19 protein-coding genes are annotated in these 23395 nt (G+C 70.8%); 12 read left to right on the forward strand and 7 right to left on the reverse strand.

The features are described 5' to 3' along the window. Nucleotide 1 precedes the first annotated feature (1 nt). Nucleotides 2–1636, reverse strand: coding sequence for an electron transfer flavoprotein-ubiquinone oxidoreductase (locus ACRY_RS07735; protein ID WP_011941958.1), 1635 nt, complete (start codon nucleotides 1634–1636; stop codon nucleotides 2–4). An 81-nt stretch (nucleotides 1637–1717) separates the two neighbouring features. On the opposite strand from ACRY_RS07735, the gene ACRY_RS07740 reads away from it, so the two are divergent. The 3 genes from ACRY_RS07740 (at nucleotide 1718) to ACRY_RS07750 (ending at nucleotide 6223) form a co-directional block, all read left to right on the forward strand. Continuing rightward, the gene (locus ACRY_RS07740; protein ID WP_011941959.1) at nucleotides 1718–2548 is read left to right on the forward strand and encodes a uracil-DNA glycosylase; all 831 of its coding nucleotides are present in this window, start codon (nucleotides 1718–1720) and stop codon (nucleotides 2546–2548) included. Between the two features lie 189 nt (nucleotides 2549–2737). Further along, entirely contained in the window at nucleotides 2738–4486 is a 1749-nt protein-coding gene (locus ACRY_RS20390; RefSeq protein ID WP_007423168.1) for a lytic transglycosylase domain-containing protein, read from the forward strand. Between the two features lie 60 nt (nucleotides 4487–4546). Continuing rightward, the gene (locus tag ACRY_RS07750; protein WP_011941961.1) at nucleotides 4547–6223 is read left to right on the forward strand and encodes a tetratricopeptide repeat protein; all 1677 of its coding nucleotides are present in this window, start codon (nucleotides 4547–4549) and stop codon (nucleotides 6221–6223) included. A 54-nt stretch (nucleotides 6224–6277) separates the two neighbouring features. On the opposite strand, the gene ACRY_RS07755 is transcribed toward ACRY_RS07750, so the two are convergent. The 5 genes from ACRY_RS07755 to ACRY_RS07775 all read right to left on the reverse strand — a co-directional run bounded on the left by ACRY_RS07755 (nucleotide 6278) and on the right by ACRY_RS07775 (nucleotide 11761). Further along, complete coding sequence (locus tag ACRY_RS07755) at nucleotides 6278–7333, reverse strand: Gfo/Idh/MocA family protein (protein ID WP_011941962.1); 1056 nt, start codon at nucleotides 7331–7333, stop codon at nucleotides 6278–6280. An 84-nt stretch (nucleotides 7334–7417) separates the two neighbouring features. Next, a complete protein-coding gene (locus tag ACRY_RS07760; protein ID WP_007423172.1) occupies nucleotides 7418–8404 on the reverse strand; it encodes a D-ribose ABC transporter substrate-binding protein in 987 nt (328 codons plus the stop codon). Nucleotides 8405–8463: 59 nt separating this feature from the next. Continuing rightward, complete coding sequence (locus ACRY_RS07765) at nucleotides 8464–9561, reverse strand: ABC transporter permease (RefSeq protein ID WP_007423171.1); 1098 nt, start codon at nucleotides 9559–9561, stop codon at nucleotides 8464–8466. Next, nucleotides 9558–11072 (reverse strand): sugar ABC transporter ATP-binding protein, encoded by a 1515-nt coding sequence (locus tag ACRY_RS07770; RefSeq protein ID WP_011941963.1) that lies wholly within the window; start codon nucleotides 11070–11072, stop codon nucleotides 9558–9560. Before ACRY_RS07770 ends, ACRY_RS07765 begins: the two co-directional genes overlap by 4 nt. Beyond that, a complete protein-coding gene (locus ACRY_RS07775) occupies nucleotides 11069–11761 on the reverse strand; it encodes a DUF2291 domain-containing protein (RefSeq protein ID WP_043509129.1) in 693 nt (230 codons plus the stop codon). Before ACRY_RS07775 ends, ACRY_RS07770 begins: the two co-directional genes overlap by 4 nt. 265 nt (nucleotides 11762–12026) lie before the next feature. Between ACRY_RS07775 and nanR the strand changes: the two genes are divergently transcribed. The 9 genes from nanR (at nucleotide 12027) to ACRY_RS07820 (ending at nucleotide 22637) form a co-directional block, all read left to right on the forward strand. Continuing rightward, entirely contained in the window at nucleotides 12027–12782 is a 756-nt protein-coding gene (nanR, locus tag ACRY_RS07780) for a transcriptional regulator NanR (RefSeq protein ID WP_007423175.1), read from the forward strand. Nucleotides 12783–12862: 80 nt separating this feature from the next. Next, nucleotides 12863–14128: a ribulose-bisphosphate carboxylase large subunit family protein gene (locus tag ACRY_RS07785; protein ID WP_011941965.1), complete on the forward strand. Its 1266-nt coding sequence runs from the start codon at nucleotides 12863–12865 to the stop codon at nucleotides 14126–14128. Then, nucleotides 14041–15516 (forward strand): four-carbon acid sugar kinase family protein, encoded by a 1476-nt coding sequence (locus ACRY_RS07790; RefSeq protein WP_196796285.1) that lies wholly within the window; start codon nucleotides 14041–14043, stop codon nucleotides 15514–15516. The genes ACRY_RS07785 and ACRY_RS07790 overlap by 88 nt, the downstream gene beginning before the upstream one ends. After that, complete coding sequence (locus ACRY_RS07795; protein ID WP_007423591.1) at nucleotides 15513–16352, forward strand: phosphogluconate dehydrogenase C-terminal domain-containing protein; 840 nt, start codon at nucleotides 15513–15515, stop codon at nucleotides 16350–16352. The genes ACRY_RS07790 and ACRY_RS07795 overlap by 4 nt, the downstream gene beginning before the upstream one ends. A 58-nt stretch (nucleotides 16353–16410) precedes the next feature. After that, on the forward strand, nucleotides 16411–17454 hold the full coding sequence (locus ACRY_RS07800) for an ABC transporter substrate-binding protein (protein WP_007423590.1): 1044 nt from the start codon (nucleotides 16411–16413) through the stop codon (nucleotides 17452–17454). 15 nt (nucleotides 17455–17469) lie between these two features. Next, nucleotides 17470–19926 carry an ATP-binding cassette domain-containing protein gene (locus ACRY_RS07805; RefSeq protein ID WP_011941967.1) on the forward strand — a complete coding sequence of 819 codons (2457 nt, stop codon included), beginning with the start codon at nucleotides 17470–17472 and terminating at the stop codon, nucleotides 19924–19926. Further along, nucleotides 19923–20876 carry an ABC transporter permease gene (locus tag ACRY_RS07810; RefSeq protein WP_011941968.1) on the forward strand — a complete coding sequence of 318 codons (954 nt, stop codon included), beginning with the start codon at nucleotides 19923–19925 and terminating at the stop codon, nucleotides 20874–20876. Before ACRY_RS07805 ends, ACRY_RS07810 begins: the two co-directional genes overlap by 4 nt. 68 nt (nucleotides 20877–20944) lie before the next feature. After that, nucleotides 20945–21691 (forward strand): arsenical resistance protein ArsH, encoded by a 747-nt coding sequence (arsH, locus tag ACRY_RS07815; RefSeq protein ID WP_011941969.1) that lies wholly within the window; start codon nucleotides 20945–20947, stop codon nucleotides 21689–21691. A 10-nt stretch (nucleotides 21692–21701) separates the two neighbouring features. Further along, nucleotides 21702–22637, forward strand: coding sequence for an inorganic phosphate transporter (locus tag ACRY_RS07820; protein WP_011941970.1), 936 nt, complete (start codon nucleotides 21702–21704; stop codon nucleotides 22635–22637). 62 nt (nucleotides 22638–22699) lie between these two features. Here ACRY_RS07820 and ACRY_RS07825 read toward each other — a convergent pair whose 3' ends face one another. Then, nucleotides 22700–23236 carry a hypothetical protein gene (locus ACRY_RS07825; protein ID WP_043509130.1) on the reverse strand — a complete coding sequence of 179 codons (537 nt, stop codon included), beginning with the start codon at nucleotides 23234–23236 and terminating at the stop codon, nucleotides 22700–22702. Between the last annotated feature and the right edge of the window lie 159 nt (nucleotides 23237–23395).

Genomic DNA, 23395 nt, shown 5'->3' on the forward strand with positions numbered 1-23395 from the left:
CTCACATCCCGCCCGGATAGGCCGGGCCGCCGGCGCCCTCGGGCACCACCCAGTTGATGTTCTGCGTCGGGTCCTTGATGTCGCAGGTCTTGCAGTGCACGCAGTTCTGCGCGTTGATCTGCAGCTTCGGATCGCCCGCCTCGGCGCCGACGATCTCGTAGACGCCGGCCGGGCAGTAGCGCGTCTCCGGGCTGCGGTATTCGGCCCAGTTCACCGAAATCGCCTTCGCCGGGTCGAGCAGCGTGAGATGCGCCGGCTGGTTTTCCTCGTGATTGGTGTTGGAGATGAAGACCGAACTCAGCCGGTCGAAGGTGAGCGCGCCATCGGGCTTCGGATAGGCGATGGGGGTTGCGTCGCGGGCGGGCTTCAGCGCGGTGTTGTCGGCGTGGTTGCGCAGCGTCCAGGGCGACTTGCCGCGGGTGACGTAGGTTTCGAACGCGGCGTTGATCAGCCCGCCCCACATGCCGAATTTCGCGAAGCCGGGGCGGATGTTGCGCACCGCCTGAAGCTCGGGCCAGAGCCAGGAGGCGCGCACCTTCTCGGGGAAGGCGTCGAGTGTCGCGGGGCGGCTGCCGGACAGCGCCTCGGCGATCGCCTCGGCGGCGAGCATGCCGGATTTCATCGCGGTGTGGGTGCCCTTGATCTTGGGCACGTTGAGGAATCCCGCCTCGCAGCCGACCAGCACGCCGCCGGGAAAGGCGAGCCGGGGGATCGACTGGAACCCGCCCTCGTTCAGCGCCCGCGCGCCGTAGGAGATGCGCTTCGCGCCCTCGAAATAGGGACGGATCGCCTTGTGGGTCTTGAAGCGCTGCATCTCCTCGAAGGGCGAGAGATAGGGGTTCTCGTAGTCGAGTCCGATGACGAACCCGTAGGCCATCAGGTTGCCGCCCAGATGGTAGAGGAACGAGCCGCCATAGGTTTTGGTATCGAGCGGCCAGCCGATCGTGTGCATGACCATGCCGGGATTGTGGTGCTCCGCCGGCACCTCCCAGAGTTCCTTGATGCCGATGCCGTAGGTCTGCGGATCGACCCCGTCGCGCAGGCCGAAGCGGGACATCAGCTGCTTGCCGAGCGAGCCGCGGCAGCCCTCGGCGAACACCGTATATGTCGCGCGCAGTTCCATCCCGCGCTGGTATTGCGCGGTGGGCTGGCCGTCCTTGCCGATCCCCATGTCGCCGGTGGCGATGCCGGCGACGCGGCCCTCCTCGACCAGCAGCTCCGCCGCGGCGAAGCCGGGATAGATCTCGACGCCGAGCTCCTCCGCCTTCGCGCCCAGGAAGCGGACCACATTGCCGAGGCTGACGACGAAATTGCCGTGATTGTTCATCTGCGGCGGCGTCGGCATGCGGTGGCTGCCGGTTTCGGTGAGGAACAGGAAACGGTCCTCGCCCGCCTTCGCCGAGAACTCGATCGCGCCGATATCGGCGTCGGGCAGCAATTCGGTCATCGCGCGCGGTTCCAGCACGCAGCCGGAGAGAATATGCGCGCCGACCTCGCCGCCTTTTTCGACGACGCAGACCGAAAGCTCGGCGTTGATCTGTTTCAGCCTGATCGCCGCCGACAGGCCGGCCGGGCCGGCGCCGACCACGACGACGTCGAATTCCATGGATTCCCGGGGCGGCACTGTGTCTGACATGCGATTCCTCCTGCGCTTCGATTAACGTATAGGGAAGCTCGCGGCATTGCGCAAAACCCGGCCCCGGGCGCAAATCGGACCATGAACGCTCAAGGCGGAGAGATGACGGGAGACAGCCGCGCCGCCCTGCTCGCCGCCCTGGCGCTGCAGGCCGAATGGGGCGCGGACGAGGCGCTGCTGGAAACGCCGCCCGACCGCGCGGCGGCATCGCCGCAACACCGCCCGGCCTCGCCCGCACCAGCCGCGCCGGGCACCGTCGTGCGGCTTCCCACCGCCCCGTCCGCGCCCGGCGCCGCCTCGCTCGCCGAATTGCGCGCCGCCCTCGATGCTTTCGACCAGTGCGCGCTCAAGCGCACGGCGACGCAGCTCGTCTTCGCGGACGGCGCCGAGGATGCGCGGATCATGATCATCGGCGAGGCGCCGGGCGGCGAGGAAGACCGCATCGGCCGGCCCTTCGTCGGCCCCGCCGGCCAGTTGCTCGACAAGATGCTCGGCAGCATCGGCCTCGACCGCGGCACCGTGCGCATCGTCAACGTCGTGCCCTGGCGGCCGCCGGGGAACCGCACGCCGTCGGATACCGAAATCGCGCAATGCCTGCCGTTTCTGCACCGCCACATCGCCCTGGTGCGGCCGGAACGGCTGGTGCTGCTCGGCGCCGTCGCGGTGCGCGCGCTGATCGGCGGCAAGGACGGCATCACCCGGCTGCGCGGCAAGTGGCGGGAGGTGACCATCGAGGGGCTCGACCAGACGCTGCGCGCCCTGCCGACCTACCATCCCGCCTACCTGCTGCGGCAGCCCGCCGCGAAGCGCCTCGCCTGGGCGGACCTTCTGGAATTGCGGCGCGAATGTGTCGAATCCCGCATCTTGCGCGATGCTGACATGCGAAATTCACAAGACATCACGAAAAGTTGAAAATTATTCGGCCGCAAGTCCTGCGGTTTTCCTTGTTTTGTATATTTTTTTAGAATTTTGCCCTCTTGGAGAGCTTGCCCAGCCGGGAATTTGGCGTGTAGCCGAACGGTCATGCGAGGGGCCGTTAAAAAGCTCTCCCGCCTAAGCGTCGCCCGGGCGTGCATCGTCACGGCGGCGTTGTCCGTCGGTATGCCCGCGATCGCACATGCGGCGCCGGCCGGACTCAGGGGGCCTTCGACCGACAAGCAGGGCGCTGCATCGCGCCCGGAATCCGTAGCGTATGCGATCCCGCGCTCGACGCCGGCGAACGGCGCCGAGGTGGTGCTCGCCCGCCCGCTCGCGCCGAGCGACGTGACGCTGTATCGCCGGATCTTCGCCGATCAGGCCGCGGGGCGCGTGGCCGAGGCGGCGGCGCTGATCCACCGGCTCGACAACGACATGCTGATGGGCCAGGTGCAGGCGCAGCTCTATCTCGGCCCCTATCACCATTCGACGCCGCATGAACTCGAGGCCTGGCTCAAGGCCTATGGCGGCCAGCCCGGCACGAACCGCATCCGCGCGCTGCTGGCCAAGCGGTTGCCGCGCGGGGGCCACATGCCGCCCGCAACGGTCGACTACCTGCCGGAGCCCGAAATCGTCCCCACCGGCGCGGCGACGCCGCCGGCCGGAGGAGTCCGGGTGCCGATGCGCCTTGCCGGATATGTGCAGCGCCTGAGCGGCAGCGGCGAGAGCGGCCGCGCCATCGGCCTGATCCGGAACGACAATCATATCTCCTTCGCCCAAGGCGCGGCGCTGCGCGCGATCGTCGCCCGTCAGGTCTTCGACCGCGGCGATTACGAACAGGCCCTTTCGATCGCCGCCGCCGCGGCCAAGGAAGGCGGCAACCGGGTGTGGGACCCGGATTTCGTCGCCGGCCTCGCCGCCTGGCGGCTGGGCCGGATGTCCGAGGCGCTGCCCTTCTTCGAGCACGCCGCCGAATCGCCCGATTGCGGGCCCGACCGGCACGCCGCCGGCGCCTTCTGGGCCGCGCGCGCGGCACTCCGCCTTGGGCAGGCCGACGCCTATCTCGCCTGGCTCGGCAAGGCGGCGAACAATTCGGGCACGTTCTACGGCATGCTCGCCGGACGGCTGCTCGGCCGGGATCTCGGCGGCAGCAGCCTTGCCGCCAGCCTGTCCGAAGCCGATGTCGAGGCGGTCGCGGCGCAGCCGGAAGGCGCCCTCGCCTTCGCGCTGCTGCAGGTCGGCCGCGACAGCGATGCGGCGCTCGCCCTGCGCAGCCTGTGGCCGCAGATCAAGTCCGATCCCAATCTCGGCCGCGCGGCACTGCGCGTCGCCGCCCGCGCCGGGCTGATCGATGTCGCGGTGGCGCTCACCCGCGTCCTGCCGGGCAACGAAATTGCCGGGGTGAAGCTGCCCCTGCCCGCCCTGCATCCGGCCGGCGGATTCAGCGTCGATCCCGCGCTGGTCTATGCGCTCGCCCGCACCGAATCCGGCTTCAACCCGCGCGCCGTTTCCGTGGTCGGCGCGCGCGGGTTGATGCAGCTGATGCCGGCGACCGCGCTCGCGATGGCGCACCGCTACGGCATCGCCGACCGGCTGGACGATCCGGCGGCCAACCTCGCGCTCGGCCAGTCCTATCTGCGCTACCTGGCGGCCCAGCCCGACGTGAAGCGCAACCTGCTCGACATTCTGGCCAGCTACAATGCCGGTCCGGTCGCCGCGTCGAAATGGGTCGACACGATCAAGGACGGCGGCGATCCGCTGATCTTCATCGAATCGATCCCGAACGCGGCCACCCGCCGCTTCGTCCAGCAGGTGCTGGCCGACAGCTGGATCTATGCCGAGCAGATCGGCGACGTGCCGGCGAGCCTCACCGCCTTGGCCGAAGGACACGCGCCGCAGCTGCAGGATTACGGCACCGCGGTCGCCGACCGCTGAACCGCGCCGGCGGGCGGCGCCCGTAAGGTTTCGTTAAGCTCATCTCTTTAAGCTGCGGGCATGGATCAGAATGTGCTCGCGTCCTCCGCCTCGCCCGAACAGCTTTTCGCCGGAGGGCTCGCGGCCCATGGGAGCGGCAATTACGCCGAAGCGGCGGCATGCTTCACCGGCGTGCTCGAGGTCCTGCCCGGCTTTCCCGCGGCGCTCGCCAACCGGGCGCTGGCGCTCTGGTCGCTCGGCGCGCTCGATGCCGCGGAACGCGACGCCTCTGCCGCCTGCGCCGCCATGCCGAACCTGGCGGAGGGATGGATGGTCGCCGGCGCGGTGCGGATCGACCGCGGCGATGCGGCGGGCGCGGTCACAGCCTATGCCGAGGCGGTAAGGCTGCGGCCGGGCTTCGCGCCGGCGCAGGCCGGACTGGCCGCGGCCCATCTGGCGGCCGGCGCCAACGCCGAGGCGGCGCGCTGCGCGGCCCTGGCCCTGGCGCTGGATCCGGGCTGCGACCACGCACGGTTCACCCTTGGCTCAGCACTCTCGGCGCTCGGCAAGCCGGGCCCCGCCATCGACCTCTTCAATCTGGTGCTCGCCGCGCAGCCCGGCCATGCGGGGGCCTTGCTCAACCGCGGCAACGCGCTGATCGGGCTAGATCGGATCGATGAGGGCGAGGCCGACCTGCGCGCGGCACTCGAAATCAATCCCGACCTGCGGGAGGCGCTGGCCAGCCTGGCCGTGCTGCGCACCATCCGTGGCGATACGGCGGAAGCCATCGCATTGTGCGACCGGGCCATCGCGCTCGATCCCGATTTCGCCGTGGCGCAATGGAACCGCGGCGTCGCCGCCCTGCTGTCCGGCGATTTCGCGACCGGGTTCGAGGCGTATGAATGGCGCAAGCGTCATCCGATCTATGGCCCGCATTTCGACCGCCTGCCCGCACCCGTCTGGCGCGGCGAATCGCTGGCCGGCCGCCACCTGCTCGTCCGCGCGGAACAGGGCCTGGGCGATACGATCATGTTCGCGCGCTTCCTGCCCGCGCTGGCCGCGCAGGCGCGCCGCGTCACCCTCGCCTGCCATGCGCCGCTGTTCCCGCTGTTCGCGCATCTCGGCATCGGCCTTTGCCGGCTCGATGATCCGGCGCCCGCCGATGTCGACTGCGCGATCGACCAGATGAGCCTGCCTCATGTCCTTCGCCTCACGCCGTCCGCGATCCCGGCGTCCGGCGGCTATCTCGCGGCGCCGGAGGCCGAAATCGCGCGCTTCGCCGATCTCGCGCCGCGCCGTGGCGAACGGGTCTTCGGACTGGTCTGGGCCGGCAACCCCGGCCACAACAACGACCGGCGACGCTCGTTGCCGCCCGGCGCACTCTCCAGCCTGTTCGATCTCCCCGGAGTGCGCTTCGTCGCGCTGCAGCTTGGCGCGCGATGCGCGGACTACGAGATCGACAGCCTGGCATCCCGGATCACCGACTTCGGCGCCACCGCCGGCATCCTTCACCATCTCGACGGCCTCGTGACCGTCGACACGTCGATCGCCCATCTGGCCGGCGCGATGGGCAAGCCGTGTCACGTTCTGCTTTCGGCTTCGTGCGACTGGCGCTGGCTGCTCGGCCGGACCGATACGCCATGGTACGACTCGATCACCCTTCATCGCCAGGAGCATCTCGGCGACTGGTCCGGGCCGGTTCGTTCGGTATTCGCCGCGTTGAGCCGCATGGGAGAGGCGCCGCTCGCCACCGGCTGACAACCTCCGCGGCAGCCGGCGACCGCGCCCGAGCCAGTCTCCTCCCCTTTCGGGTCAGCCCCCGGCCTCGTCCCGCGCCGCCGCCACGAGCGCGGCGGGATCGACCGGCGCGCCGCCGCGCTGCGCCGACAGATAGGCCGCCTCGACCAGCGCGAGGGTGCGGAGATTGTCCGCCCCCGAGGTTTCCGGTTCGCGCCCGCCGCGCAGGCACGCGATGAAATGCTCCTGGATGTCGAACACGCTGTGCTGAATGCCGTGCCAGGGCGCCGGTCCCCAGCGCGCCTCGTCGGGGGCGACGGTCTCGCGCCGCGTCGCGCCATCGGCGTGCACGACGAGTTCGTAATCGGCGCCGAGCCGGAGCGTGCCGCGCGCCCCGTCGATCTCGATCAGGCTCTGCGGAAACAGCTCGCGCTCCTGCGCGCTGGCGTAGCTGCAATCGACGACCGTCGTCACCCCCGCCGCGTGGCCGAGCATCATCGTCGCCACGTCCTCGCCGGCGATGCGGGGATTCACCCGCTGGGTCCGCGCCGCCAGGGTCGTCACCTCGCCAAACAGAAACCGCGCGACATCGAGCAGGTGTATGCCGAGATCCTGGATGATGAAGCGCGATCCCTCGGCCAGATAGGGCTGTCCGGCATACACGTCATAGGCCGAGCGGAAGGCGATGCGCGCCCAGAACGGCTGGCCGATCTCGCCTTCATCGAGCACGCGGCGCACCGCGCGGATCGGCGCCTGCCAGCGGAAATTCTCGTGCACCATCAGCTTCACGCCCGCCCGCCGGCAAGTCTCGACCAGCTCCGCCGCCTCGGCAAGCGTTTCGGTGAACGGCTTCTGGCAGATCACCGGCACGCCGGCGCGCGCCGCCAGCGTCACCAGCGGCACGTGGGAGGCCACCGTGGTCGCGATGTCGACGAAGTCGGGCCGCTCGCGGGCGAGCATCTCCGCCGCGTCGTCATAGGTGCGGGCGATGCCGAAGCGCGCCGCGGTTGCCGCAAGCCGCGCCGCATCCCGGTCGCACAGGGCGACGATGCCGGCATCGCCGGCCTCCGCCCAGGCCCGAAGCTGGTTCTGCGCGAAGAAGCCGCAGCCGATCAGCGCCCCGTTGAGCATTCGCCGCCCCGTTCCGTCGGTGTTCAGATCGATTTTTGCCGGCGGCCCCGCGAAGGGCCGCCGGGTGGTTGCCGAGCCGCCAGCTCAGGATTTCGATTTCATCGCCCAGTTGGTGTAGTCGCCGACATTCGCCTTGGTGATCAGCGTGCAGTTCAGCTCCTGCTTCTCAGGCTTGCCGGTCTTGCCGGTGCGGATGTATTTGTCCGCCTCGATCACCGCCTCGCGCGAGAAGGTCGCGATCGGCTGCAGCACGTCGGCCTTGATCTGGCCCTTGCGAATCGAATTGATCACGTCCGGACTGCCATCGAAGCCGGTGACGATCACGTTCGGCTTGTGGGCCGCGAGCAGCGCCGCTTCAGCACCCATCGCCATCGTGTCGTTGTCGGCGATCAGGCCCTTGATGTGCGGATGCGCCTCGAGCAGCGTCTGCGTCACCTGGAAGCCCTTCGACTGCGACCAGTCGGCGGTCTGCACGGCGACCATCTTCATGCCGGAGAAATGCTTGAGCACGCTGGCGACACCCTGCGAGCGGACCTTGGCGTTGGTGTCCGACGGCAGGCCGGTCAGCTCGACATAGGTGCCCTTGTAGCCCATCAGCTTCGCGAACTCCGTCCCCTCCAGCTGCGCGCCCTGGAAGTTGTTGGAGACGATCTGCGCCTTGGCGATGCCCTTGGCGTTGATCTCGCGGTCGATCAGGAAGACCGGAACGCCCGCCTTGGTCGCGAGCTTCACCGCCGAGATCGACGAATCCGCGCCCGCATTGTCGAGAATGATCGCGGCGACGTGGCGCGCGATCGCGGTTTTGATCAGGTTGAGCTGGGTATAGGCATTGCCGTTATGGCTCGCGACCATCGTGCCGTAGCCGAGCTTCGTCGCTTCCTCGGCGGCGAATTTTTCCTCCGCCACGAAGAACGGATTGCTGAGCGAGGGGACGAAGATGGCGATCGTCTTGCCGTTGCTGCCCTTCTGCGAATGGATCGCCGGCTGGGTCGCGGCATGGGCCGGCAGCGCCGCCGATGCGGCAAGCACGGCGCCGAGGCAGGCCGGGCCGAGCAGTGTCTTCAGTTTCATGGTCAGTTCCTCCGCTTGCTGTTGAACTCGTTGATTGTTCGCAACTTCCTGAACGCTGTTCAGGGCGTTACCTCCTTGCCGCGGCGCCGGCCCCAGGGCATGCGCACGCCGCGGAATTGCACCTGATCGATCGCCACCGCCAGCACGATCACGAAACCCGTAATGATCATCTGCCAGAAATCCGACACGCCGAGCAGGATCAGCCCGTCGACCAGCACGGCGATCACCAGCGCGCCGATCACGCTGCCGCCGATCGTTCCCTTGCCGCCCATCAGCGACGTGCCGCCGAGCACCGCCGCGGCGATGGCGTTCAGCTCGTAGCCGGTGCCGGCCGCCGCCCCCGCGGAGTCGAGCTGCGCGGCGATGACGATGCCCGCCAGCGCCGCCAGCACGCCGGAAATCACATAGACCCGCGCGCGCACCGCGAGCACCCGCACGCCGGAGAGCGCGGCCGCGCGCTCGTTGCCGCCGATCGCGTAGACATGGCGGCCGAACTTCGTGCGCTCGGCGATGCCCGTGGCCACCACGCTCGCGATCACCAGCAGCCAGATCGGCACCGGGATGTGCAGCAGCAGCCCGTTGCCGAGCCAGGGAAAGCCCCGGTTGCCGAGCGCCTTGTGCCCGTCGAGGAAGGGAAAGGTCGAACCGTTGTTGCTGAGCAGGGCGATGCCGCGCGCGATGTAGAGCATGCCGAGTGTCGCGATGAAGGGGGCGACCTTCATCCTGGTGATGACGAAGCCGTTGATCGCGCCGATCAGCGCGCCGGCGGCCAGCGCGATGGCGACCGCCGCCCAGGCATGCGGGTAGATCACCACGCCCAGGAACGGTACCGGCAGCCCGACATCGATCAGCGCGCCGACGATCATGCCGCAAAGCCCGGCGATGGAGCCCACCGAAAGGTCGATCCCGCCGGAGACGATGACGAATGTCATGCCGATCGCGAGCAGGCCGTTGATCGAGGACTGCACCAGCACGGTGATGATGTTCGACCAGGTGAGAAACGCCGGCGAGAGAAAGGCGAACAGCGCCATGATCACGATCAGCGCGACGAAGGCGCGGAAGCGCAGCAGCAGGGCCGCGAGCGCCGGGGCCGAGGCGGGTGCAGAGGTTTCGACTGTCTCGCTCATTCTCTCGACCTGTTCCGATTGTCCGCTCATGCGGCCTCCCGCGCGCGGGCGGCGGCGCGCATGAGGTCCTGTTCGTCATAGGCGCCGCGCGCGAATTCCGCCGTGATGCGCCCTTCGGACATCACGATCGTCCGGTCCGCGAGGGCGACGATCTCCTTCACCTCGGACGAGACGAAGAGAATGCCGATGCCCTCGGCGGCGAGACGGTTCATGATGGTGAAGATCTCCGCCTTCGCCTTCACGTCGATGCCACGGCCGGGCTCGTCCATCAGCAGCAGCTGCGGGCGGATCAGCAGCGCCTTGCCGACGATCGCCTTCTGCTGGTTGCCGCCGGAGAGCGTGGTGATCATCTGCGTGGGCGAGAACGCCTTGATCGCGAGGTTGCGGATCGTCGCGGCAATGTCGGACGCGCCGAAATTCCGTTGCAGCCAGCCGAAGTTTTCGTACTGCCCGAGATTGGCGAGGGTGATGTTCTCGCCCAGCGTCATCGTCTGCACGATGCCCGCGGCCTGCCGGTCCTCCGGGATCAGCATCATGCCGCGGGCGATCCGCTGGTCGAGGCCGAGGCGCGGATCGAGCGTCTCGCCGGCGAGCGCGACCTCGCCGGTCGATTCCGGGTGCAGCCCCATCAGGCATTCGAGCAGTTCCGTCCGCCCCGCGCCCATCAGCCCGAACAGGCCGACGATCTCGCCGCGCCTCACCTCGAGCGACACGCCCTCGACCGACACGCCGTTCTCCGTGCGCGGGCAGCGCAGCCCGGCCACCGCGAGGATCGGCGCCCCGGTCGCAACATTGCCGTGATGCGGCACGTCGAGCGTGGTGTCGCCGAGCATCCGGTGCAGGATCCAGCCCATGTCGATGCCCTGCATCGGCGCATGCGCGGCGACCCGGCCGTCGCGAAGCACCGTGATGTAGTCGCCGATCTCGAGAAGCTCCTCCATCCGGTGCGAGATGTAGATGATCGCGACGCCCTGCGCCTTGAGGTCGCGGATCAGCTTGAACAGCGTGCGCACCTCGCCGGCGGACAGCGCCGAGGTCGGCTCGTCCATGATCAGCACCCGCACCTCGTGGCGCAGCGCCTTGGCGATGGCGACGATCTGCTGCAGGCTCACGCTCAGGTCGCCGACCAGGCGGTTCGGGTCGATGTCGTGATCGAGGCGGCGCAGGATCTGCCGCGCCACCTCGATCTGCCGCTTGCGGTCGACCAGCGCGCCCTTGCCGGCCTCATGGCCGAGGAAGATGTTCTCCGCCACCGAAAGATTCGGGCAGAGATCGAGTTCCTGGTAGATGATGCCGATGCCTTTCGCCGTCGCTTCCGAGGGCGTGGCGAAGCTGACCGGCTCGCCGTCGAGCAGCAGGCGGCCGCCGGTCGGCCGCTCGGCGCCGGCGATGATCTTCATCAGCGTCGACTTTCCGGCGCCGTTCTCGCCGACCAGGATGTTCACGGCACCGGCATGGGCCGCGAAATCGACGCGATCCAGCGCCAGCGTGCCGGGAAACGCCTTGGTCACGCTCTCGGCCTGGAAGACCGGCGCGCTCATCCGCCCGCCTTTCCGGCCTCGATGATCACCGGCGTCACCGTGATGTCGGACGGATCGCCGTCGTCATAGGTCCAGGCGCCGTAGACGGTCACGCTCCGCCCCTTCAGCTTCGCGAGGTCGAGCGGCGCGACGACCGTCTTCACCACGCGGCTGTTGAGCGCGTCGGCGACGTCGCCGTACTGGATCTGGTTGAGGAACTCGCCGAAGCTGATGAACTTCAGCGCGTCGCGCAGCGTGGTGCCAAGAATCACCGGCCCGGTCGCGACCTTCACGGCCACCGGGCTCGCTCCCGCCACGGTCACCCGCATCGTCCCGATCGGCGACGAGGTATCCACCCTGCCCACCGTGCCGGTGAAGCGCACCAGAATGTTGTAGGTGCTGGCGACCTTGTGGCCGTACCGCGCCAGGGCCGCGCCCTTGTCCTTCGCCAGCGCGGCGAGCACGGTGGCGAGATTGGCGCTTTCGCGCCGCGCGTCCGGCACCACGCGCGTTCCCCAGATCCGCGCGACATAGGCGTCCGGCTTGAAGGCCAGCCCGGCGGAGGGATGGCTGTCGCCGGCGGCGGACCCGCCGATCGGCCGGACGGTGGCGACCAGCCCGCCGGCCCAGAGGGCGGCGAAGACCACGCAGAAGCCGAGGAAACCCACGAGCCTTGGATACCGCAGGCCGGCGGCAATCGACCTGCTCATGGGCCCGTCGCGGCGTCGCGAGGCGGAATTCGGTCTGATGTCACGAAACGTTCCTCCGTCCGCTGCCGTTATGAATGGCATTTACGGTGCCGGGAAGATGTCACATAGTCATCATACCATCAAGAGGGGCCTGGCTGCATTCCGTCCGCCGACCCCGCTGCGCCTTCGGGACGACGGGGATATGGACGGATGATGAACGGGGCCCATCTCGAAGGGCATCGTCACTCGGCGCGCGGCGCCCGGAAGCAGGTGGAATGGCTGGATCATGAAAAGGCTCGAACCAAGGCCGGTGGAACGGCGGAAACTGTCGCACGAGGTGCTCGACCGGCTGATCGCCGCGATCGAGGCGCGGCAGTTCCCGCCCGGCTCGCAACTACCGGCGGAGCGCGAACTGATGCAGATGCTCGGCGTCGGCCGCCCCGCGATCCGCGAGGCGATGCAGAGCCTGCAGCAGATGGGGCTGATCCGGATTTCCCACGGCGAGCGGGCGCGGGTGATCCAGCCCTCGGCGGAGACGATCATCGAGCAGATTTCCGGCGCGATGCTGCAACTCCTCGCCAACAGCCCGCGCGGTCTCGATGAGTTGAAGGAGGCGCGCCTGCTGTTCGAGGTCGGGCTCGCGCGGGTGGCGACGATGCGCGCCACCCGCGAAGGCCTCGCGGCGCTGCGCGAGGCGCTCGCCGCCTGCCACGATTCGCGCGGCGACGCGCCGCGCTTCATCGCCGCCGACATGGAATTCCACCGCCGCATCGCCGAGATGACCGGCAACTCCCTGATCACCGCGGTCTGCCAGGGCCTCGCCTCGTGGATGATGCGCTTCAAGCGCGACCTGGTCTCGGCCCGCGGCGCGGAACGCCTGACGCTCGCCGAGCATGACAGGATCTACCGCGCCATCGCCGCCGGCGACGCCGATGCCGCGGCCGTCGCGATGACCGAGCATCTCAGCCGGGCGAACGCCCTCTATTCGGCCCTGATGAACGAGGCCGCCACCCCCGAGACCGAGCAGCCTTCCCTCGCCTGATCCCCTTGCGCGACCCCGCTGACTGAACTACTCATCATACCAGTTGTGTCCGGCAAGCGGCGCGAAGGGAAGGATGTCCAGTGAGTGGCGCGGAACGCATCGAAGCCGATTACCTGATCGAGACCGCGTTCGACCCCGGCCACGCCGCCGCGGCGATGGCCGGCGAGCAGTCGAGCGGCACCTTCGTGCCGGTGCCCGGCGAAACCCCCGAACTCAAGGCGCGCGCCGCGGCACGGGTCGAGCGGCTCGATGTCCTGGAAACGGTCGGCTCGCCCTCCCTGCCCGGCGCCGGAACCCCGCGCGGCGCGTCGCCGCCGGTCATCCGCCGCGCCGCCGTCACCCTTTCCTGGCCGGTGGACAATCTCGGCCCGTCGCTGCCCAATCTCGTCGCGACCGTCGCCGGCAATCTCTTCGAACTGCGCCAGTTCTCCGGCCTGCGCCTGCTCGACCTGCGGCTGCCCGCGAGCTTCGCCGCCGCCAATCCCGGCGTGCGCTTCGGCATCCCCGGCACGCGGCGGCTTGCCGGCGTCGAGGGGCGGCCGCTGATCGGCACCATCGTCAAGCCCAGCGTCGGCTTCGATGCCGGGCAGACCGCGGCGCTGGTCGCCACCCTCTGCGAGGCCGGCATCGACTTCATCAAGGACGACGAGTTGCAGGCCGACGGCCCCGCCTGCCCGTTCGAGGCCCGCGCCCGCGCGGTGATGCGCGTCGTCAACGATCATGCCGAGCGAACCGGAAAGAAGGTGATGTTCGCCTTCAACCTGACCGGCGAGGTCGACGAGATGCGCCGCCGGCACGACCTCGTGCGCGAGCTCGGCGGCACCTGCGTGATGGCGAGCCTCAATTCCGTGGGCGTCAGCGGCTTCCTCGCGCTGTCGCGCCACGCCGCGCTGCCGGTCCACGCGCATCGCAACGGCTGGGGCGCGCTGTCGCGGCACCCGCTGCTGGGCTGGTCCTATGTCGCCTGGCAGAAGATCTGGCGCCTCGCCGGCGCCGACCACATGCATGTGAACGGCCTGCGCAACAAGTTCTCCGAGGATGACGACAGCGTCATCGCCTCCGCGCGCGCCTGTCTCACCCCGATGTCCGACGCGGCGCCGAACGTCGTCATGCCGGTCTTCTCCTCCGGCCAGTCGGTCCGCCAGGCGGGCGACACCTACGCGGCGCTCGGCTCGGCCGACCTGATCTACGCCGCCGGCGGCGGCATCATGGGACATCCCGGCGGGCCGGCCGAAGGCGTGGCGGCCCTGCGCGCGGCGTGGGACGCGGCGATGGCCGGCATTCCCGCCGACGAGCACGCGAAGACGCACCCGGCGCTGGCCCGGGCGCTGGAGGGCGCGTCCTGACCCCGCGCGGCGACAGGCTGATCGGCTTCTACGGCGACGATTATACCGGTTCGTCGGCGGTGATGGAGGTGCTCGGCTTCGCCGGCGTGCCCACCGTGCTGTTCCTCGAACCGCCCGACGAGGCCGCCCTCGCCCGCTTCGCCGATTGCCGCGCCGTCGGCATCGCCGGCATCGCCCGCTCGCAGACGCCGGCCTGGATGGACGCGAACCTTCCCGGCATCTTCGACACCCTCGCCCGCATCGGCGCGCCGGTCACCCATTACAAGGTCTGCTCGACCTTCGACTCCGCGCCGCAAATCGGCTCGATCGGCCGGGCGATCGAACTCGGCGTCCCGCGCCTCGGCGGCGCCTGGCACCCGCTGCTCGTCGCCGCCCCCGCGCTCGGCCGCTACCAGGCCTTCGGCAATCTCTTCGCCGTCGCCGGCGGCGCGGTCCACCGGCTCGACCGGCACCCGACCATGTCCCGCCATCCCGTCACCCCGATGGACGAGGCCGATCTCCGCCGTCACCTCGCCCGCCAGATCGCGGCGCCGATGGGGCTGGTCGACCTCGTCGCCCTGCAAGGCGGACGAGCCGACGCGGCGCTGGCCGCCTGCCTCGACGCCGGCGAGCGGATCGTCTCGCTCGATGCCATCGACGAGGCCACGATCGCGGAAGCCGGCCGGCTGATCTGGGAGCATCGGGGCGAGCGCCTCTTCGCGATCGGCTCGCAGGGCGTCGAATACGCCCTCGTCGCGCACTGGCGGCGGATCGGCCTGCTGGCGCCGGAGGCCGAGCCCGCATCCGCCCCGCCGGTCAAGCGCATCGCCGTCGTCTCCGCCTCCTGCGCGCCGGTCACCGCCGCGCAGATCGCGCAGGCGCGGCGCGACGGCTTCACTACCTTCGCGGTCGATGCCGCCGCCGCCGCCGACCCCGCCCTCTGGGCGCGGGAACTCGACCGCGCCGAGCGGGACGGCCTCGCCGCCCTGCGCGAGGGGCGCAGCGTCGTGCTGCACACCGCCGAGGGGCCGGACGATCCGGCCATCATCCGCACCCGTGCGGCCATCGCGGCGGCGGGCGAACCCGCCGAAACCATCCATGCCCGGATCGGCGCCGGGCTCGGCCGGTTGCTCGGCCGCCTCGCCGCGCAATCGGGCCTCACCCGCGGCGTGATCGCGGGCGGCGATACGTCGGGCCACGCGGCGCAGGCGCTGGGCATCGGCGCGCTGACCGCCCTCGCCCCGCTCGCGCCGGGCGCGCCGCTCTGCCGCCTGCACGGCAGCGCGCGGGCCGGCGGCCTCGCGGAAATCGTGCTCAAGGGCGGCCAGATGGGCGGCCCCGACTTCTTTCAAACGGTCCTGCGCGGCGGTCATGCCGCGACGGGCGAGATCAGGAGACAAGACGCATGACGAGAATCGCCCTGCTCGGCGCCGGCGGCAAGATGGGGGTCCGGCTCGCCGCCAACCTGAAAGGCTCCGCCTACGACGTCGATCACGTCGAGATCTCCGCGGACGGGCGCGCCCGGCTGCGCGAGGCCGTCGGCGTCGATTGCGTGACGCGCGACGAGGCGCTGGCCCGCGCCGACGTGGTGCTGATGGCGGTGCCCGACCGGCTGATCGGCCGGATCGCGCACGAGATCGTCGCAACCCTCCGCCCCGGCACGATCGTCATCATGCTCGACGCCGCCGCCCCCCATGCCGGCGAACTGCCGGAGCGCGCCGACATCAGCTATTTCGTCACCCATCCCTGCCACCCGCCGATCTTCAACGACGAGACCGATCCCGCGGCGAAGCGCGACTTCTTCGGCGGCGTCCACGCCAGGCAGCACATCGTCTGCGCGCTGATGCAGGGGCCGGAAGAGCATTACGCGCTCGGCGAGGCCATCGCGCGGACGATCTACAAGCCGGTGATGCGCTCGCATCGCTGCACCGTCGAGCATATCGCGATCCTCGAGCCGGCGCTGTCGGAAACCGTCGGCGCCACGCTCAGCCTCGCCCTGCGCGAGGCGACCGACGAGGCCGTGCGCCGCGGCGTGCCGCGCCAGGCCGCCGAGGACTTCATCCTCGGCCATCTCACCATCGAACTCGCCATCGCCTTCGGCATCTTCCCCGAAGGGAAGTTTTCCGACGGCGCGCTGAAGGCGATCGACGAGGCGCGGCCGGTGATCTTCCGCGACAACTGGCTCGAAACCGTCTTCTCGCCCGAGGAGGTCAAGCGGTCGGTCCGCGCCATCTGCCACCCATAGCACCGCAAGCGTGCAGCGCCGGCGGCGGAACCGCCGGCCCTTAGGAAGGAGGACGTCCATGAAAACGATGCAGAAACCTGCGGGACTGAAATACGCGCTGCTCGGCCTCGCCGCCGCGGCAACCCTCGCCGCCGCGCCGGCGGCGCAGGCGAAGGGGCCGGTCATCGCGCTGTCCAACGCTTATTACGGCAATACCTGGCGCCACCAGATGGTCGAGGCCTTCCGCGCCGCCGCGACCGAGGCGCGGAAGAAGGGCGAGATCTCGAAGTTCATCATCGTCAACGGCAACGGCACGGTGAACGAGCAGATGTCGCAGGTGAGCGACCTGATCCTGCGCCATGTCAACGTCATCGCGATCGACGCCGCATCCGACACCGCGCTGAACGGCATCATCGCCAAGGCCTGCGCCGCCGGGATCAAGGTCGTCGCCTTCGATTCCATCGTCAGCGCGCCCTGCGCCTACAAGCTCGACTTCGACTTCAAGCGCTACCAGGCCGCGCAGGCGCGCTGGATCGTCCGCAAGCTGCACGGCAAGGGCAATGTCATCGTCGTCCGCGGCGTGAAGGGCTCGGCGCCGGACCATGACATGTACACGGCGCAGATGGGCGTGCTGAAGCAGCATCCGGGGATCAAGGTCGTGGCGACGGTCTATGGCCAGGCGACCGGCCCGGTCGCGCAGGCGGCGGTGAGCAACGTGCTGCCGAGCCTGCCGCATGTCGACGCCGTGCTCGACCAGGGCGGCGGCGACGATTACGGCATCGCCCAGGCGTTCGAGCAGTATGGCGGCAGCTACGCCACCCACCCGCCGATCATCGCCGGCGGCGGCAGCGCCAATTTCATCCACTGGTGGGCCGAACAGGCGAAGAAGACCGGCTACCAGACGATCTCGATGAACACGACGCCGGGCATCGGCGGCGCCGCGTTCTGGCTCTCGCTCGACATCGCCGGCGGTGCGAAGGCGCCGAAATTCATGACCATGCCGGTCGCGACGGTGACGCAGAAGAACCTCGCGCAGTATGCCGACCTGAAACCCGGCACGATCGTCAGCCCGAGCTATTCGCGGGACTGGGTGAAGACGCATCTGCTCAGCCAGAAGCCCTAGGCCGGGGCGCGCCGCATGACCGTGGGCGTCGCCGCGTCCCCGCCCGGGCGGGATGTGTCCGGAGCCGCCGGCGAGGCGCTTGCCCTCGCCGGCATCACCAAGCGCTACGGGCCGACCCTCGCGAACGAGGACGTCTCGTTCCGCATCGCCGCCGGCGAGGTCGTCGGGCTGATCGGCGCCAACGGCGCGGGCAAGAGCACGCTGATGCGAATTCTCGCCGGCGTCACCGAGCCCGATGCGGGCGAGCTCGCGATCGCCGGGCGGCGGATCGAGCTCGCGCGCTATACGCCGCACGGCGCGCGGGCGGCGGGCATCCGCATCGTGCACCAGGAACTCTCGCTCTGCGGCAGCCTGACCGTGGCCGAGAACTTCTTCGTCGAGCAGCCGGGAAGCGGCGGGTCCGGCCCGGCCTGGCGGCGCGCCTGCGAGCGCCTCGCGCGCGCGCATATCGACGCCATCTTCCCGGCGAGCGGCATCGATCCGCGGGCGCGGGCCGGCACGCTGCCGATCGCCCAGCGCCAAATGGTCGAGATCGCGCGGGCGGCGGCGAGCCCCGACCTCGGGGTGCTGATCCTCGACGAGCCGACCTCTTCCCTCGACTCCCGCCGCAGCGACGACCTGCAGCGCTTCATCGGCCGGCTTGCGGCGCGCGGGGTCGCGGTGATCTTCATCAGCCACAAGCTGCACGAGATCGCGGCGGTGACGCGGCGGGTTCTCGTCATGCGCAACGGGCGGCTGGTGCGCGATGCGGCAACAGCCGCGATCGGCGTGCCGCAGATGATCGAGGCGATGGCGGGCGAGGCCGCCGCGGCGCTGTCCGCCGCGCGGCCGCCGGCCCCCTCTGCCAGTGCGGCGGCGCTGATCACGATCGGCGCGCCGTTCGGCACCGCCGGCCTCACCCTGCACGCCGGCGAGATCGTCGGGCTGGCCGGGCTCGAGGGCGGCGGGCAGCCGGAGCTGCTGCACGCGATCCGCCGGGCCGCGCGCGGCCGCCGCATCGCCGGCATCACCTGCGGCGCGAAGGCGGCGTTCGTCTCCGGCGACCGGCGCGGCGAGGGCGTGTTTCCGCTCTGGAGCGCGATCGCCAACGCGACGATCGCGCGCATCGCCGCCGGCCCCGCCACCGCCTGGCTGCGCCCGGCCGGCGAACGCGCCGAGGCGGCGCGCTGGCTCGAGGCGGTGCGCCTGCCGGCCGACCGCGCCACCGCGCCGATCCTCGACCTCTCCGGCGGCAACCAGCAGAAGGTGCTGATGGCGCGCGCCCTGATGGCCGAAGCCGACATCATCCTGCTCGACGATCCGACCCGCGGCGTCGACGTCGCGGTGAAGCGGGAGTTCTACCGCCTGATCCGCGATGCGGCGGCGCAGGGCAAGCTGATCGTCTGGCACAGTTCCGAGACGATCGAGTTCCTCGAATGCGACCGGGTCTGCGTGCTGCATGACGGCGCGATCCGCCGGGTGCTCGCGGGCGACGGGATCTCGGAGGATGAGATCGTCTCCACCGCCTTCGCCGAGCAGATCGGCGGCGACGGCCGGGCCGCCGGCGGCGAGCGGCGGTTCCGGCGCGACTGGAGCGCCGCCGCGCCGGTGCTGATCCTGGCCGCGATCTTCGGGATCATCGTCGCGCTGAACCGCAGCGTGGCCTCGCTGTTCGGGATCGGCCTGCTATCGGGCGCGGCGGTGCCGCTGGTGCTGGTCACCCTGGCGCAGATGGTCGTGATCGGCGGCAGCGAGATCGATCTCGGCGTCGGCGCCTGCGCCGGCCTCGCCAACGTGCTGAGTGCCACGATCCTGGTGCGGGCACCCTGGGCCGGCGCGCTGGCGCTGCTGCTGCTGCTCGGCGCCTACGCGCTGCTCGGCTGGCTGATCCAGGTGCGCACGATGCCGGCGATCGTCGTCACGCTCGGCGCCTCGTTCATCTGGGCGGGGATCGGCTACGCGCTGCAGCCGACGCCGGGCGGCAGCGCGCCGGGCTGGCTCGCCGCGGCGTCGGCGTGGAGCCCGGCGGGCGTGTCGTCGTCGGTGGTGTTCATCGTCGCCGCCCTGCTCGGCGGGCTGGCGCTGAATGCGTCGCGGATCGGCGTGGTGCTGCGCGGCTTCGGCGCCAATCCGCGCGCGATGGCGCAGAGCGGCTGGCCGGCGGCGCGGATCGCCATGCTGCGCTACGCGATCGCTGGCGGGTTCGCGGTGCTGGCCGGGCTGTCGATGACGGCGATCAACACCTCGTCCGACATCAATGCCGGCGGATCGTACACATTGCTCAGCATCGCCGCGGCGGTGATCGGCGGCTGTTCGCTGCTCGGCGGCGAGATCACGGCGCTCGGCGCGGTCTGCGGCGCGCTGAGCCTGTCGCTGATCGGCAGCCTGCTCGGGTTCCTCGGCGTCTCGACCGACTACAACGCCGCCGTGCAGGGGGGGATGCTGATCGCGATCCTCGCGGCGCGCGAGATATTGCGATGGAGGCGGGCATGACGGTGCTCCCCTGGCTGCGGCGCAACCGCTGGAGCTTCGCGGCGATCGGCGTGCTGGTGCTCTGGGCCGCGCTCGACCTCGCGACGAGCCGGTTCAGCCTGCAGAACCTCTCGGGGGTGGCGAGCTCGGCCTCGTTCCTCGCCGTGGTGGCGCTCGGGCAGATGTTCGCGGTCGCGACCGGCGGGGGCAATATCGACCTGTCGGTGCCGAGCGTGATCACGCTCTCGGCCTTCGTCACCATGATCCTCTCCGGCGGCACCGATGCCGGGCTCGCGCTGGCGCTGCCCGCCGTCGTGCTGGTCGGGCTCGCGGTCGGCGCGGTGAATGCGTTCCTGATCCTGCGGGTGCGCATCCCGGCGATCATCGCGACGCTCGCGGTCGGCTACGTGCTCGATACCGCGGTGCTGATCACCAATCGCGGCTTCACCACCTTCGGCGTCAGCCCGGCGCTGCACCTCGTCGCGGCGGGGCGGGTGCTCGGCGTGCCGCTGATCCTGGTGGCGGCCGTGCTGCTCGCCGGGGCGGCGTCGGCCGTCATTCATCGCACCGGCTACGGGCGCAGCCTGATGGCGGTCGGCCAGAACGCGGTCGCCGCGGATCTGGCCGGGGCGCGGGTGGGGCGGATCACCACCGCGGCGTTCATGATCAGCGGCGTGCTCGCCGGGCTCGACGGCGCGCTGCTCTCGGCCCATGCCGGCGGCGCCTTTCTCGGCATGGGCAAGCCATACCTGCTGGAATCGGTCGGCGCCGTCGTCGTCGGCGGCACGCTGATCTTCGGAGGCAGCGCGACGCCGCTGGGCACGCTGCTCGGCTCGGTGCTGCTGGTGCTGATCGTGACGACGATGCAGATCGCCGGCCTTGCCGGCGGGGTGCAGGACGTGATGCAGGGCGGCGTGATCATCGCCGTGCTGCTCGCCGCCGGCGCCGGGGCCAGCCGGCGGACGGCGTGACGGCCGGGCCGCTTGACCGGCCGCGACGCCGCGTTGGATAACCCCGCGCATCCGGAGGGAGAGCGGGAATGGGTTCGACGATCGATCACGATCCGGCCGGCGCGGCCACGGGCGCGGCGGAGACGTTTCCGGCGCTCGAGCGCGGGCTGCTCGCCGCCCCCGACCCCGCGCGGCTGGAGCCCGCCGCGCGGGCGACGCACCGGCCGCGGGTGCTGCTGCTCTACGGCTCGCTGCGCGAACGTTCCTATTCGCGGTTCCTCACCGAGGAGGCGGCGCGGCTGCTGGAGCTGATGGGGGCGGAGGCGCGCATCTTCGATCCGCGCGGGCTGCCGGTGGCGCAGAGCGTGCCGCCGGAGCACCCCAAGGTGCGGGAGCTGCGCGAGCTGTCGCTCTGGTCGGAGGCGCAGGTCTGGTGCAGCCCGGAGATGCACGGCGCGATCACCGGGGTGATGAAGAACCAGATCGACTGGATTCCGCTGGAGATCGGCGCGATGCGGCCGACCCAGGGACGGGTGCTGGCGGTGATGCAGGTCTCCGGCGGGTCGCAGAGTTTCAACGCGGTGAACACGCTGCGCCTGCTCGGGCGGTGGATGCGGATGTTCACCATCCCCAACCAGTCGAGTGTCGCCAAGGCCTACGAGCAGTTCGACGAGGCGGGGCGGATGCTGCCCTCGTCCTATTACGACCGGCTGGTGGACGTGATGGAGGAGCTGGTCCGCTTCACCTGGCTGCTGCGCGACCGCGCGGAGTACCTGGTCGACCGCTACAGCGAGCGGCGGCAGGCGCTGGCGAGTGTGGCGACCGACCGGCTGTAGCTCCGGCGTGATGATCCTTCTCCCCCTCGTCGCGTTCGCCTTCGCCTGGAGCATGGGGGCGCATTATACCGGCGCCTGCATGGGGATGCCCTATGCCACCGGCAGCATCAGGCTGCGGCCGGCGCTGGCGCTGATGGCGGCGATGACGTTCATCGGCGCGCTGCTGTTCAGCCATCGCGTGCTGGTCCATGTCGGCCACGGGATCGTCGGCGGCGGGCTCGGCGCCGGGGCGGCGACCGCGGTGATCGGCGTCGCCTTCCTGCTGACCACGATCTTCACGCAGCTGCGGATTCCGACCTCGACCATCCAGATCCTGGTGTTCTGCCTGATCGGCGCCGCCGCGCGGCTGGGGCTGGCGGTGGACTGGCATGCCGTCTTGGGCCTCGCGGCGCTGTGGGTCGCCGCACCGGCGATCGCCTGCGGGCTCGGCTACGCGCTGACGCGGGGGCTCGACCTGGTGCCGGCGCTGCGCGAGGGCGGCGGGCTGAAACTGGTGGCGCGGGGGCTGGTGGCGGTCGGCGCCGCGGCCTCGCTGGCGATGGGGGCGAACGACGTTTCGAACGCGACGGCGGTGTTTCTCGCCGTGCATCTGACCGGCCCGCTGCTGGCCGGCGGGCTCGGCGGGCTGGGGCTCGCGCTCGGCGTGCTGACCTGGGGGCGGCCGCTGCTCGAACGCGTCGCCTTCGACGTGGTGCGGATGGACCGGACGATGGCGACGGCGGCGCAGCTGGCGCAGGCTTGCGTGGTGCTCGCGGCGGTCGGGTTCGGCGATTTCACCTCGATGAACCAGGCGCTGATCGGCGCGATGGCCGGCGCCGGGCTGGCGCGGGGGCGGCAGACGATCCAGGCGCGGACCATCGCCGGCATCCTGCGCGGCTGGGCGATCGGCCCGGCGGCAGGGTTTCTCGCCACCTATCTCGCGGTCTGGCTGCTGGGCGGCGGATAGCGGACGCGCGCGGGCGGCCGCTGCCCGGGGCGGGCGCGGCGGCGGTGCGGCGCGGTGGCGGATCACGCGATCGCGGGCGGCGGGTGGAACAGCGGCGGCGTCGCCGGCGGCGCGGCGGCGGCGTGCGGCGCGGCGGTGGCCGGCACCGCTCGATGGCGGGGCGCGGCCGGGCGCGCCGGCGCGGGCGGCGCCGGGATCGCCGGCGGGCGGCGGAACAGGGAGCGGCAGAGCGGGCGGAGCAGGCGGGCGAAGCGCGGATCGGCGGCGATCAGGGCGCGGGCCTGCGGATCGTCGAGCAAAGCGCGGAGCTGGGACGCGGCGGCGGTGGCCTCGGGCACCGGGGCGAGCAGCCAGGCGCGGCGGCGCGGCAGGTCGGGGCCGCGGACACGCTTGCGCGGGCCGGCGCGGCGGGCGCGGGGACGCGGCTTCGGCGCGCCCTCGGCGAGGATGGCGAAACGCGCGGCCATGCGGCGCAGGCGGGACCAGAGCAGGATGACGAGCGGCTGCGACGCCGGGCCGAACGCGCCCTTCGCGCCGCGCGCGGCGACGGCGCGGCAGAGCCCCTCGATGATGGCGGCGAAGCGGGCGGCGATCGTCATGAACGGAACAAGAACATGAACGGGCGGGGGTGGGCAAGACCCGCCTGCCCCGCCCCGCGCGGGTTTACAGCGGCGGACCCCGCCCCCACCTAACCCGCATCCGCGCCGCCCGAGGCGGCATCGACATCCATCCCGGCCCCGGGACGCGCCTTGGCTTCC

This window comes from Acidiphilium cryptum JF-5, assembly GCF_000016725.1.
GTDB lineage: Bacteria > Pseudomonadota > Alphaproteobacteria > Acetobacterales > Acetobacteraceae > Acidiphilium > Acidiphilium multivorum.

What these genes read in the sequence shown, in the direction of transcription:
- ACRY_RS07820 (WP_011941970.1), top strand. Translation starts at nt 21,702, where the DNA reads ATGATCCTTCTCCCCCTCGTCGCGTTCGCCTTCGCCTGGAGCATGGGG.
- nanR (WP_007423175.1), top strand. Translation starts at nt 12,027, where the DNA reads ATGAAAAGGCTCGAACCAAGGCCGGTGGAACGGCGGAAACTGTCGCAC.
- ACRY_RS07805 (WP_011941967.1), top strand. Translation starts at nt 17,470, where the DNA reads ATGACCGTGGGCGTCGCCGCGTCCCCGCCCGGGCGGGATGTGTCCGGA.
- ACRY_RS20390 (WP_007423168.1), top strand. Translation starts at nt 2,738, where the DNA reads ATGCCCGCGATCGCACATGCGGCGCCGGCCGGACTCAGGGGGCCTTCG.
- ACRY_RS07810 (WP_011941968.1), top strand. Translation starts at nt 19,923, where the DNA reads ATGACGGTGCTCCCCTGGCTGCGGCGCAACCGCTGGAGCTTCGCGGCG.
- ACRY_RS07765 (WP_007423171.1), bottom strand. Translation starts at nt 9,561, where the DNA reads ATGAGCGGACAATCGGAACAGGTCGAGAGAATGAGCGAGACAGTCGAA.
- ACRY_RS07775 (WP_043509129.1), bottom strand. Translation starts at nt 11,761, where the DNA reads ATGAGCAGGTCGATTGCCGCCGGCCTGCGGTATCCAAGGCTCGTGGGT.
- ACRY_RS07825 (WP_043509130.1), bottom strand. Translation starts at nt 23,236, where the DNA reads ATGACGATCGCCGCCCGCTTCGCCGCCATCATCGAGGGGCTCTGCCGC.
- ACRY_RS07800 (WP_007423590.1), top strand. Translation starts at nt 16,411, where the DNA reads ATGAAAACGATGCAGAAACCTGCGGGACTGAAATACGCGCTGCTCGGC.
- ACRY_RS07770 (WP_011941963.1), bottom strand. Translation starts at nt 11,072, where the DNA reads ATGAGCGCGCCGGTCTTCCAGGCCGAGAGCGTGACCAAGGCGTTTCCC.
- ACRY_RS07755 (WP_011941962.1), bottom strand. Translation starts at nt 7,333, where the DNA reads ATGCTCAACGGGGCGCTGATCGGCTGCGGCTTCTTCGCGCAGAACCAG.
- ACRY_RS07750 (WP_011941961.1), top strand. Translation starts at nt 4,547, where the DNA reads ATGGATCAGAATGTGCTCGCGTCCTCCGCCTCGCCCGAACAGCTTTTC.
- ACRY_RS07760 (WP_007423172.1), bottom strand. Translation starts at nt 8,404, where the DNA reads ATGAAACTGAAGACACTGCTCGGCCCGGCCTGCCTCGGCGCCGTGCTT.
- ACRY_RS07740 (WP_011941959.1), top strand. Translation starts at nt 1,718, where the DNA reads ATGAACGCTCAAGGCGGAGAGATGACGGGAGACAGCCGCGCCGCCCTG.
- ACRY_RS07795 (WP_007423591.1), top strand. Translation starts at nt 15,513, where the DNA reads ATGACGAGAATCGCCCTGCTCGGCGCCGGCGGCAAGATGGGGGTCCGG.
- arsH (WP_011941969.1), top strand. Translation starts at nt 20,945, where the DNA reads ATGGGTTCGACGATCGATCACGATCCGGCCGGCGCGGCCACGGGCGCG.
- ACRY_RS07735 (WP_011941958.1), bottom strand. Translation starts at nt 1,636, where the DNA reads ATGTCAGACACAGTGCCGCCCCGGGAATCCATGGAATTCGACGTCGTC.